This is a genomic window from Trichocoleus sp. DQ-U1, from assembly GCF_039961925.1.
Classification (GTDB): Bacteria; Cyanobacteriota; Cyanobacteriia; order Cyanobacteriales; family FACHB-T130; genus FACHB-T130.
Genome location: NZ_JAMPKB010000032.1, coordinates 1 through 12,264, shown reverse-complemented (window position 1 = coordinate 12,264; position 12,264 = coordinate 1). Strand labels below are relative to the sequence as shown.

Annotated in this window: 10 protein-coding genes and 1 pseudogene; 6 read left to right on the top strand and 5 right to left on the bottom strand. The window is 49.1% G+C overall.

The genetic code is table 11. The annotated features are described in order from the left end of the window. Positions 1-70: 70 nt before the first annotated feature. Complete coding sequence (locus NDI34_RS15060) at positions 71-2,128, top strand: S-layer homology domain-containing protein (protein WP_348233057.1); 2,058 nt, start codon at positions 71-73, stop codon at positions 2,126-2,128. Positions 2,129-2,328: 200 nt separating this feature from the next. Next, positions 2,329-3,042: a hypothetical protein gene (locus NDI34_RS15055; protein WP_348233056.1), complete on the top strand. Its 714-nt coding sequence runs from the start codon at positions 2,329-2,331 to the stop codon at positions 3,040-3,042. 48 nt (positions 3,043-3,090) lie between these two features. Here the strand turns inward: NDI34_RS15055 and NDI34_RS15050 are convergent, their stop codons facing one another. Continuing rightward, the gene (locus NDI34_RS15050; protein WP_348233055.1) at positions 3,091-3,651 is read right to left on the bottom strand and encodes a phycobiliprotein lyase; all 561 of its coding nucleotides are present in this window, start codon (positions 3,649-3,651) and stop codon (positions 3,091-3,093) included. Between the two features lie 137 nt (positions 3,652-3,788). Between NDI34_RS15050 and NDI34_RS15045 the strand changes: the two genes are divergently transcribed. Beyond that, positions 3,789-4,313 (top strand): hypothetical protein, encoded by a 525-nt coding sequence (locus NDI34_RS15045; RefSeq protein WP_190415007.1) that lies wholly within the window; start codon positions 3,789-3,791, stop codon positions 4,311-4,313. 64 nt (positions 4,314-4,377) lie between these two features. On the opposite strand, the gene NDI34_RS15040 is transcribed toward NDI34_RS15045, so the two are convergent. Continuing rightward, positions 4,378-5,049, bottom strand: coding sequence for a HEAT repeat domain-containing protein (locus NDI34_RS15040; protein WP_348233054.1), 672 nt, complete (start codon positions 5,047-5,049; stop codon positions 4,378-4,380). A 66-nt stretch (positions 5,050-5,115) separates the two neighbouring features. Here NDI34_RS15040 and ptsP point away from each other — a divergent pair, with 66 nt between their 5' ends. From ptsP to NDI34_RS15025, 3 genes are all read left to right on the top strand, one after another. Continuing rightward, positions 5,116-7,620, top strand: a complete 2,505-nt coding sequence (ptsP, locus tag NDI34_RS15035) for a phosphoenolpyruvate--protein phosphotransferase (protein ID WP_348233080.1) — start codon at positions 5,116-5,118, stop codon at positions 7,618-7,620. A gap of 21 nt (positions 7,621-7,641) precedes the next feature. Beyond that, a complete protein-coding gene (locus tag NDI34_RS15030) occupies positions 7,642-8,007 on the top strand; it encodes a Lin0512 family protein (protein ID WP_190432074.1) in 366 nt (121 codons plus the stop codon). Between the two features lie 161 nt (positions 8,008-8,168). Next, positions 8,169-9,443 (top strand): styrene monooxygenase/indole monooxygenase family protein, encoded by a 1,275-nt coding sequence (locus tag NDI34_RS15025; protein WP_348233053.1) that lies wholly within the window; start codon positions 8,169-8,171, stop codon positions 9,441-9,443. 118 nt (positions 9,444-9,561) lie between these two features. On the opposite strand, the gene NDI34_RS15020 is transcribed toward NDI34_RS15025, so the two are convergent. The 3 genes and pseudogenes from NDI34_RS15020 to NDI34_RS15010 all read right to left on the bottom strand — a co-directional run. Further along, entirely contained in the window at positions 9,562-10,881 is a 1,320-nt protein-coding gene (locus NDI34_RS15020; protein WP_348233052.1) for an MFS transporter, read from the bottom strand. Positions 10,882-10,991: 110 nt separating this feature from the next. After that, a complete protein-coding gene (locus NDI34_RS15015; RefSeq protein WP_348233051.1) occupies positions 10,992-12,092 on the bottom strand; it encodes an iron-siderophore ABC transporter substrate-binding protein in 1,101 nt (366 codons plus the stop codon). Positions 12,093-12,158: 66 nt separating this feature from the next. Further along, positions 12,159-12,264: pseudogene (locus NDI34_RS15010) on the bottom strand (IS1 family transposase); the annotation flags it as partial.

Genomic DNA, 12,264 nt, shown 5'->3' with positions numbered 1-12,264 from the left:
ATTGGTCATTGGTCAAAAGCAAACAACTAAGGACAAATGACAAAGGACTAAATTCAAAACTCTTTACTTTATGGGTCAACCAATGCTTTATGTCAACCCAGCAACTGGCAAAGATAACAGTGTCGGGAACTCATCTGCCCCACTGAAGACGCTGACTCGTGCCCTGAAGCAGGCTCAAGCCGGAACTTCGATTCAGTTGGCATCTGGGATTTACAATGCGGCAGGGGGAGAAGTATTTCCTCTGGTAATCCCGGCTGGGGTGACGGTGGTAGGGAATGAATCCAGCAAAGGCAAGGGAATTCAAATCGAAGGCAGTGGGGAATATATTAGCCCAAGCTTTGGCTCCCAAAATATTACCCTGCGGCTGGAAACGGATGCCCAACTGCGGGGAGTCTCAGTGACGAATCGGGGGGCGAAGGGGACAGGGGTTTGGATAGAATCGACATCGCCAAGGCTGGCGAATAATACCTTTACCAGTTGCAGTCGCGATGGCGTCTTTGTCACGGGTACTGCGAAACCGGCAATTTTAGATAATGTATTTACCCAAAATGCCTCCACAGGTCTTTCTCTCGTCCGCAATGCCAAGGGGGAAGTGCGTCGGAATGTGGCAGAGAGAACGGGTTACGGAATTTTGATTGGAGATCAAGCGGCTCCCCTAATTACCGATAATAAGATTTTTGCGAATCGGGCGGGGATTTTTCTGTCTCGTGACGCGACCCCGGTGCTGCGTCGCAATCTCATTGAGAAAAATACACAAGCGGGGCTAATTATCAATGATGGGGCAAAACCACAGCTAGGGAGCCGTCAAGAGCCAGCGGGTAATATTTTGCGGGATAACGGGGAAGTCGATCTGCAAAATCTGACGCGGTTCGCGGTCGTCTCAGCGGGAAATCAGCTGAATCCAGTGCGGGTGCAGGGAACGGTGGAATTTGTGGCGGCGACGGTTGCCGCTACTTTTACAATGGGACCCGCCCAGTTTAGCGATGTTGCCGGTTATTGGGCGGAAGCGTTTATTCAGGCGCTAGTGGCGAAAAATCTGATGAGTGGCTTCCCGGATGGGACGTTTCAGCCAGAAGCGGCAATGACTCGCGCCCAATATGCCGCAGCGATCGCGAAAACCTTTAACTTGCCGCCACGACCGGGAAATCAGAGCAGTTTCAAGGATATTCCAGCAGATTTTTGGGCGGCGGGGGCGATCGCGAAGGCGGCATCGATGGGTTTTATCTCTGGGTTTCCAGATAACACCTTTCGACCGGGGCAAAATCTAACGCGGGTACAGGCGATCGCATCTTTAGTCAGTGGTTTGGCACTTACGGGGGGCAATTCTAGCGTCTTGGGAGTTTATGGCGATCGCGCTCAAATTCCCAGCTACGCCACAGATGCCGTCGCTGTTGCCACCACGAGGCGCATGGTGGTGAATTATCCCCAAGTTCAACAACTCGAACCGATGCGAGACATTACCCGCGCCGAAGTTGCCGCACTCATCTATCAGGCATTAGTCACCACTGGGGAAGTCAAGGCGATCGCTTCTCCCTATATTGTCAATCCGGAAGTGAATCCCGACTCCTCCCTTCCCAGCTTCAGCGACATTCAGGGACACTGGGCAGAGAATTCTATTCGAGGATTGGCAAATCAAAACCTGCTGGGTGGCTTTGCCGATGGCACTTTCAAGCCAGACGATCGACTCAATCGGGCGGGATTCGCGGCTTTATTAGTTAAAGCCTTTAACCCCACTTCCAAACGCCCAGCCATTCAGTTTACCGATATCCCCCCGACTTTCTGGGCGCAGGCGGTGATTCAACAAGCTTATAGCGGTGGCTTCATTACCGGATTTCCCGACCAAACCTTCCGCCCTCAGCAGCCGGTTCTGAGAGTCCAGCTGATTGTCTCTCTGGTGAGTGGATTGGGCTTTGCCTCTGGGGATGAAAAACTATTAGACAAGTACGAAGACCGCGCAGCGATTCCAGCCTATGCCCGCCCTGCTATTGCTGCTGCTACACAAAGAGGTATCATTGTGAACCACCCGGCACCCGCACAACTCAACCCAAATCGAGAAGCCACACGAGCCGAGGCAGCTGCTATGGTTTATCAAGCATTAGTTGCCACTGGGCGATTGCCTGCTTCCTAGGGGCTTTCGCCTTCGGACAAAAAATCTTGGGCGATCGCAATAAATATATCGCCCGTAGGCAAATGCCCTTTTTGTCTAATACTTCTCCTGAACGAGTGCTGAGAGTGCAAGATATAAATATCACCACTGACTAATGACCGATGACAGCTAAACGCTAATCTGCGATTAATATTATTTCTGGTCTGCCAAGTTAACTTCTGATGACAGAGTCAACACAAGACTCAGCTACTGCCTACGCAACGACGCTGCTTCTTTACTATTGTTTTGAACTGATTAGGGGTTACACGGCTGAGGAATTGGTAGCCCATTGGGTTCGCGACTTTGGTGCCGACTGGGTGCCTCTAGCCGTGATTGAGGCGCTTTATCAGGGACGTTACAAAGCGATTTCTGTCGAGCAAATCTTAAATTTCTGGTCTCGGCGCGGTCAAGCCCTGTATCACTTTAACTATGATTTTGAGCGCTTAGTTTGCCGCAATTTTCCCCAAAATTTGACGGAAGCAGCCGATCCGCTACCAGCAACCTTAGCTTCTAACCCTGAGCCAAGTTTAGAGCGAGTCAAGGCGAAAGACGCGATAAATCCAGTTTATTCATCCTCAACGGAAGCATCTGTGGGTGCCAGTGACGAGGCGATCGCGATCGCCCACCCAATTGCGATCGCCCAGACGCCCTCCCCAGAGGAGGCTGCTGCTTCCGTCCTGTCAGAACCGACAAACACGGACAACCCTAGGGACGTTGCCAATTCAGAAGACGCCAACGCCAGCCTTGCGCTGCGTTCTAGCCACAAAAATTATCAAGCAAATTGGTCGCGCTGGGATGTCAGCAAGCGACCAATACACCAATTCATCCCAACGGCAGATGATTCTGAGTTTTACCAAAAACTCAAAGCCGTTGCCCAGAGTGATGAAGAGACTTAAGCCCTTGAAAACGGAAAATTAAAAATGAACAATCCTCATTTTTAATTTTTAAGTGTTGGCGACGGTGTCAACGGCTTTTTCTTGTGGCTTTGCGACGCCCATGCGAATTTCCGAGCAAAAAGAAGCCATTGAGAAGCCGCCAAATCGCTTTAAAATACTGGCTCGTAGCCGCAAGTTTTCGCTAGCAAACCAGATGCGTTCTTCCGAGTACATCGTTTCATACTCGGTAATCAGCGTGAATGAATTATCGCTACCGATGACATAGCGACCTGCGACCGATGCTTTCTCGGCATAGCCCATGTCGCGCAGCAACTGACCTTCGTTCGGCTTCTCCGGGTCGGGAATCGGGACGAGAACGCTAGAACCCGCGTGCTTTTCTTGATCCCATTCCATCGTGCCATCCCAGCTAACGCGAGCGCCTCCCCAAGCTAAGCCTGGGTCAACTTCGTACTGTTCGCAGAGCTTGATCACTTCCGGATCTTCTGCCGAGAGCATCTCGATCTTGATGTCTGACTTGCCACTTTCTGCTTGCTTGAAAGCCAGATGGTGACTAGTACGCTGGGAAAACCATTTGCCTGCACTCAGCTGGAAAAACTCTTGAATATCCATGAATCAAACTCTTCTGGACTAATAATTTTTAACATCACTTTCAATATCTTAGATTGACCAGTCGCTAGAGAGAGTGATAACCGCTGACCTCTACTTTATAAAAGGTTAAAGAGTTTTTGGATGAGTAAACCTGCATCATGTCTAGAATTCATGGCACTCCCAGCGATGACTACATTGAAGCCACCCAGTGCGACGATGTTATTTTTGGGTATGCTGGCGACGATACCCTGGTTGGCAAGTCAGGCAACGATATCATCCACGGTGGGCAAGGAAATGACCTGATTCAAGGGGGAGAGGACGAGGATTCCCTGTATGGCGAAGGTGGGGATGACTTTTTACTGGGGGGTTCGGAGCGCGATCGCTTATTCGGAGGCAACGGCGACGATGTCTTGGTTGGCGGCGAAGGGGACGATCGCTTAGATGGGGGTCCCGGCAATGATGTCTATATTTACGCTCCCGGCGATGGTTTTGACACCATTGAGGATGAGTCGGGAATCGATATCCTACGATTAGACGAAATCTTCTCGAATGAGATTACGGTTGATTTCGTCATCGGTGGTTGGCTGTGCGTATCTTATCAGGGTCAGCCCATCGTCAAGATGCGCGGTGTGGAGCATATTCAGGTAGAAGATGGCTTGTTTTCCGTCGCTCACTGGCTGTAAGCAATTAAAAATGTTCCCATTAAAAATTAAAAATGGAGAATCCCCCATTTTTAATTTCTAATTTTTAATTGTTTTCAGATAGCCGCTTCAGGGAGATGGTGGCAGCGGTAGCAACGTGGGGATGACGGTCTTTTTCCAGGTAATTGAGCGCGGAGATACTCTTGGCGCTGGGCAAGTGTCCTAGGGCTTCGGCAAGCCGCTGACGGACAAGCCAATCCTCAGCTTGGGCAAAGCGGAGAATTTGATCGACGGCTCCTACTGCTTTAATTTCACCGAGTGCCGCGATCGCTGCCTGTTGCAACACGACTTCTTCGCTATCTAATGCCCGAACCAGTACGTCGAAAGCGCGGGGATCTTTTAAATTGCCCAAACTAACGGCGGCGCTGAAACGCACAAGCCAATCGGTATCTTCGTAGAACGCCCGCACCAAGGGTTCAAATCCTCTGATATCGCACAAGTAACCTAAGGCACCGGCGGCGTCAGCGCGAATCCCGTAGTCGGGGTCAGTTTCTAGCAATTTCACGAGAATCGGAAAGCATTCTTCGGTCGGTTTAAGACCCAGTGCAAACACCGCCATCGAGCGAATTTGCAAGTTGTCGTCGTCTAAAACCTTTTTGATCAGGGGTACAGCGTCATCTGCCGATACTTCACGCAAAGAGGCAAGCGCCAACATGCGATCGCGTGAATTTGGACTTTCTAGCTGGGCACCAATATTTTCTAAGCTGGGATGAGTCATAAAATCCTAAGCTCTTTAATAAATCTTAACATAATTGAGCGAGTTATCTCAGGAAGTGGTGGAGAGATGGTGGGAATTGTCATCGTATCGCATAGTCGAAAGCTGGCAGAGGGAGTGCAAGCGTTAGTGCAGCAAATGGTTCAAGGTGCCGTGTCGCTGGCTCTAGCCGCAGGAATTGACGATCCGGAAAATCCCTTTGGTACGGATGTAATGCAGGTTTATCAAGCGATTGAGTCGGTTTACAGTGAGGATGGCGTCCTCATCTTGATGGATTTAGGGAGTGCTGTACTGAGTGCGGAAATGGCGTTGGAGTTTCTGCCAGAAGAACGGCGGCATCAAGTGAGACTCTGCGAGGCACCGCTGGTAGAGGGAGCGATCGCCGCAGCGGTAACAGCAGCCTCCGGTGCAAATATTGAGCAAGTCATCCGCGAAGCACGAGGAGCATTAGCAGCGAAAGCCTCCCAGTTATCCGGTATTAATCCTTCGGAGTCCGCCGGGGCATTGGTAAGTGCCCCAATAAGTGCCCAAAGTCAGGTAATCCATCTCACCGTCCGAAATCAGATGGGTTTGCACGCCCGTCCGGCTGCCAAATTTGTTGCTACCGCTTCCCAGTTTCAATCTGAGATTATGTTACAAAACATCACATCTAGCAGCGGATCGGTCAATGCTAAAAGCATCAATCAAGTCGTTACGCTGGTCATCCGCCAAGGGAATGAGATAGCGATCGCTGCCTCTGGAGCGGATGCCCAAGCCGCCTTGGCAGCCTTGCAACAGCTAGTAGAAGCCAACTTCGGGGAATCAGTCGCAGACGTTCGAGGTGGGGAAACCCCGCTTCCGGAGCAACCCCAATTCCCTATTTCCAATTCTCAGTTTTCTGGGATTCCTGCCTCTGCGGGTATTGCCATCGGCAATATTGCGATCTATCAACCCACCGTTCTCAACGTACAACAGCAAGCAGACAATCCCGAAGCGGAATGGCAACAGTTACAGACAGCAATTGAGCAAACTCGTCATCAAATTCAAACCCTCCGCCACCAAATATCTGCTACGGCGGGAGAAGCACAAGCGGCGATTTTTGATGCTCATTTGCTTTGCTTAGAAGATCCCTTTGTAATCGATCGCACGCGCCAGCTGATTTTCGATCGGAATTTTAGTGCCGCCGCAGCTTGGAAGAGTGTCATTGATGAGACAGTTGCAGCTTACGAAGCATTGCCAGACTCGTACTTACAAGCACGCGCCGCTGATGTCTTTGACGTGGGACAGCGAGTGATGCGATCGCTTACAGGTACAGCACCCGCTTCTATAAATTTGCCAGAACCAGGGATTTTGGTGGCGACTGACTTGACTCCTTCTGAAACGGCACAATTAGATCCCGGCAAAGTTTTGGGAATTTGTACGGTTGCTGGCGGTGCAACTTCTCACAGTGGAATTTTAGCGCGATCGCTCGGCATTCCGGCGGTTGTGGGCGTGGGTGCTGAGTTGCTGCGCTTGCAGAATGGCACGCTCATCGCCTTGGATGGGGAAACTGGCGAGGTGTGGGTGCAACCAGACGACACGCAGTTGCGGGAATTACAAGCAAAACGCAATCGCCAGCAGGCGCAACAACAAGCCTTACAAGCTGCTGCACAGCAACCCGCTATCACCCACGATGGACATCAAATTAAGGTGATGGCAAATATTTTGACAATACAAGAGGCCAAAATTGCTGTAAATACGGGTGCAGAAGGGGTGGGATTGCTGCGGAGTGAATTTTTGTATTTCGATCGAGTCAGCGTCCCGACTGAGGAAGAACAACGAGAAGCGTATGAAGCGATCGCATCTATCCTATCTCCCCATCCCCTAATTATTCGCACTCTCGATATTGGCGGAGATAAACCCCTCCCTTACCTAAACTTGCCACCAGAAGCCAATCCCTTCCTCGGATGGCGGGGAATTCGCTATTTACTAGATTCCCCAGATTTACTGAAAACTCAGCTACGGGCAATTTTACGCGCCAGTCACCAACACTCTATTAAGGTTATGTTTCCGATGGTGGCATCCGTGAGAGAAATCCGCGCCGCCAAAGAGATTTTAGCCGCCGCTAAGACAGAATTGCGCTCTTTGGGGATGAGTTTTGATGAAGCAATGGAAGTCGGAATCATGGTGGAAGTACCAGCAGCGGTGACAATGGCTGACAAACTAGCCGCAGAGGTAGATTTTTTTAGTATTGGCACCAATGATTTAAGCCAGTATGTCATGGCAAGCGATCGCACAAATCCCAAAGTTGCGACTCTCGCTGATCCCTTTGAACCAGCAGTGCTGCGAATGATTCAGCAAACTGTTACCGCAGCTCATCATGCTGGGATTTGGGTGGGAGTGTGCGGCGAATTAGCTTCATCAGAGTTAGCGACACCTATTTTAGTCGGATTGGGCGTTGATGAATTCAGTATGAACTCCCCAGCCATTTCTACAGTAAAAGCAGCAATTTCAAAGTTGAGGATGGATGAAGCGGAAGCGATCGCATCTGCTGTCTTGCAGTTAGATTCAGCCAAAGAAGTCAGAGAATATATTGCAGGTCAGTTGAAAACATAAAGTGTCGTCAGAGGAGTAACGGTGGCTCGTAAACGCTTAATTATCGAGATGGGGATGGGAATCGATCAGCACGGACAGGAACCGACTGTCGCCGCAGCCAGAGCTGTCAGGAATGCGATCGCTCACAATGCTTTGCCGGGTGTCTGGGAAGTTGCAGGTTTAAGCGATCCCGATCAAATGATTGTTGAAGTACAGGTGGCAGTGCCTTACCCAGAGCAAGTACGGGAAGCGGAGGTGTTAGCTGTATTACCTTTTGGGCGCAAAACTCTCACTGTTGAGTCTGGCGGAATGGTCGTTCAAGGTCGAGCAATTGCCTCACTCAATGATAAGAATGACGAAATGCTCATCGCTGTTGCGGCTGTTACCGTTTTGGTTGAAACCGATTAGCTGCGTAGGAAGTGGAAGCGTTTGCCACGCTTCGTTTTAGAAGCCTGCGTCCCGATATTAGATAGATTCGTATCGGCTAATTTATTAAAGTAACTTGCTGAGTTCTCTTTGAAAGCGATCGCTATTTAAACTCAGACCGACTCAACTCCGGAGGATCTCCCATGAAACGAATTGCGATTATTGGTGCTGGCCAAGCGGGTCTTTACTTAGGCATTAGTCTGGTGGATGCAGGCTATGCAGTGACTCTATTTAGCGATCGCACCCCAGAAGCTATCCTCAATGGCAAAATAATGGCAATGCCATTGTTGTTTCCAGATGCGCTACAACTTGAGCGTGACCTGGGACTCAATTTCTGGGATGAGCAGTTTCTGGGTTGCGACCAATTTCATAACAACCTGTGCGACCCACAGGGCAATGTTGCCTTAGTTGTCTCCTCCACTCTAGAAAAGCCCTGGCGAGGTGTGGATCAACGCCTCAAATTATCCGTTTGGATGCAGGAGTTTGTCCGCAGAGGCGGCGAATTAGTTGTTCAGGCAACAACGTTACAAGACTTGGAAGAGTCTGCTGAAAACTACGATCTGGTCGTGGTATCTGCTGGTCGTGGCTCCTTCTCGACCTTGTTTGAGCGGGACGAGCAAAAATCCCAATACGACCAGCCAAAGCGCCATTTAGCTGGCGGAATTTACACCGGACTCAAGGGAGATCCGATGAAGGGACGCACCTTTCAGGTCAGTAATATACCCGGCGCTGGAGAGATGCTCCAGTTTCCGTTTTATACCAACAGCAAAGATTCCGCTTACACTGTTGCCTTTGAAGCCTACCCTGGTGGAGCAATGGATCGGTTTGGCAAGGTGCAATCCGGTCAAGAATTAGTGGAACTCAGCAAACAAGTCATCCAAGAATTGACCCCGTGGAACTACGAAACAGTCAAGGATATGGAATTGATCGACGAGCAAGCATGGGTTCGTGGGGCAATTACACCGACTGTGCGTAAGCCGATTGGTCGTTTGCCATCAGGTGCAACGGTGATGGGGATTGGCGATACAGTGATTTTGCACGATCCCGTTGGAGCGCAGGGAGCGAATAACGCGACGAAGATGGCACATCTGGTCGCGCAACGGATTGTCGAACATGGCAACCAACGCTTTGATGAGTCATGGATGCAGGAAGTCTTCGATGAATTCTGGCAATATTGTCAGCATGGGCACGCCTTAACGGATTGCTTGTTGACGCCTCCAGCTCATCTGCAAGAGATTGCGATCGCAATGGCTCAAAATCCAGAAGTTGCCAGGGATTACTTGAATGGCATCAACAATCCACCCAATCTGTCTCCGTGGTTTTTCGATCCTGAAGAAAGTAAAAAATATTTAGCTAAGAAGACGTTGCTGAATTCGATAGAACCGGAAGAGCGACCAGTAGCGCCGATCGCTGGGTAGCGCTGAGGTAAACAGCTAGCGACTAGCGCCACAAGTTCTAATAATGCAGCAATACTGAGAGCGGAAGCGTTCATTAACCGCTTCCGCTTACCTGGCTTGCACCTAAAAAACCTCACCCTCAGCCTCCGCATCTGGAGTCCTCAACTTCTGGCTCAACATCATGGTCAGGTAAGCTGATTTCCACGTCGCGCAACACGCGGAAGCCATACCCACCCAAACCAATCAGCAATAAGCTGATGGAAGTGATGACATACAAAAGCGCCATCCCTGCACCCGATCCCGTGCCGAATAGCCTGCCGAGGATGGGTGCAAGAACACCTCCTGGCATCATCGCTGGTTCAAAAACGTGGTCGGCAAGTGGCCCAGCGATTAATAGAGCGATCGCGCTAACGACTTGCTTAATCGCCGACCGAGCAGCAAAAACCCGTCCTTGCACATCCGGTCTTACCTTGCTGAGTAAGATTGCTGTGTTGGAACTGCTCAATAAGGGAAAATTCAGCGATGAGCAGAACTGAGCGGGAAGCCAAATCATTGGCATCTGACCCAAACCAAAAACGGTTTTACTCAGGCCCGCCCCTACCATTGCCAGTAAAAAGCCGTGGATGCGGCGCTTAGAACCGCCCCAGGCACTCAAAAGAAACGCTCCCGTTACCCCACCGAATCCGGCTGCTGAACCGATGCTGCCTAAGACCCTGGCATCATTTCCCGTGCGTGCCAAAATCATCGGTGCATACAAGGCAGCGCCCAGATCGTGGGCAAACCAGAACAAGGACGCCGCGACTACAATGGCGAGCAGACCGGGACGCACCAGAATATACTGGAAGCCGAAGATAATCGGCTGGAAGATCCCTTTATCGTGAGAGGATGTCTCGCTACTTGTGGGTTGGGGGATATGGATCTTGAGAACGGTGCCGATCGCGATCGCAAATGTGACGATATCGATGAGCGAGATCCCGGCGAATCCAATCGTGTAGTAAAGTACACCCGCCAGCGCGGGAGCAATAATAATCGAACTGTAATGAATCGCAGAATCCAGACTGGTGGCACGGGTGTAATGCTGTTTGGGCACCAGCATTGCAATCGATACTGAATACGCCAGCGCTTGAATTTCGCTAAAAGCACCGCTAACCGCGCCACCGACGTAAAGATGCCAGATTTGCAATTGGTTGGTCAGGTACAGCCAAAGAATTACCACAGTACACAAAGCTGTCACCGTGTCGCCAATCATCATCAGGAATTTGCGGTTCCAGCGGTCTACAATTAGCCCAGCAATGGGTGTAATTAAGATACTCGGCACCAGGGTAAAGAAACCCACTAAAGCAAGTGCCGTCGCCTGACCAGTCAGTTCCCACATCCAGATTTGGATGGCAAAACTGGTCATATAGCTACCGATCGTTGAGACTAGCTGACCGATCCAAATGATGAAGAAGGTTCGCATATTAGTTTTGTTAAGGCGGTTTCCATCCGAGTAGAATATCCCTCCCATTGGTGAATGTAGTGTTTTATCGATTGTGGGCGGTTTTGGATGAATCTTGATTAGGGATTAAACTATTGAGTCAAAGCTGCAACTTTAGGGAATTCCTTGCCCTTGCTTGATTTCTCTGTTACCAAATATTTAAACAAGTCATCGAGAACTCGATTGGCTCCGATAATCCCCCAACTGCTAATCCACGCATCGCTATTGACTTGGTATACCTTACCTTGTTTAACCGCATTCAATTGGAACCAAAGCGGATGATTTGTAAATTGATTTAACTTAGATTCCTTACCTTCTCCGAGTACTAAGAAAATCGCATCACCTTCCATTTTGGGAATTAGCTCTAATGAAAGATTTTCCGAGTTTTTATCTTTATTCTGCGCTGATGGACGAAGCATACCGATATCATTGAGAATGAGTCCGCTGAAGGAACGCTTCATGTAGATTCGGACTTTATCTGCCCAAAAATTAACCACCGATACCTGAATTTGCGAGAAGCGATCGCCCATTTGCTCTTTAAATGTTTCGACGCGCTGATTATAATTCCTTAAAAGCTTTTCGGCTTCTGGCGTCTTACCCAACGCTTCGGCAAATGTTCTCACCCACTCTTTCCACGTAATACTCCCTTCAACAAAAACTGTCGGGGCAATTTTTGATAGCTTTTCATAGATTTCTTCATCCCAAGACCAACCCAAAATCAAGTCTGGCTTCAAGAACAAAATTTTCTCCAGGCTTGGTTGCCCATTTATGCCAAGTTTTGTAATTCCTTCGGTTTGATTCCGGAGATAGGAGAGAAACTCCCCATCTCCTAAGGTTGTGGCACCTATAGGTTTGATACCTAAAGCTAAGACGTTCTCCAAGTTTCCCAGCACAATTACCCGCTGCGGATTAACAGGAACCTTGGTTTCTCCCATTGCGTGCTTGACTACTCGTACAGCTTGAGAAGGCAAGTTTAGAGGAACATTAATACTGTTATTCGTCCCATTCTTTTTGGCATTAATCCCACAGGCAGAAACGATACAAATTGTTAAAACTGTTACTAATAGCAGTTGGAACTTACGCTGACTATAGTTATTCTTTGAATTCCACTTTAAATAACGGCGGAAACTAAAATACTGAAAATAAGTAGCAACTTTATTTAAAAAACAAACTATCTTTTTGATTGAAAGCATAATAGTTTAAAAAATATTTGACCGCAAAAACGCTAAAAACACGAAGCGATAAAAAATATGGTAGTCCTAAACAAGTAAGGATGCATTGTAATAGTGGACAAAGTACCACACGGCACCAATATGATTCTCTAACTTCTTAGAGAACGATAATGTCTTTCTCACTAATCGGGAT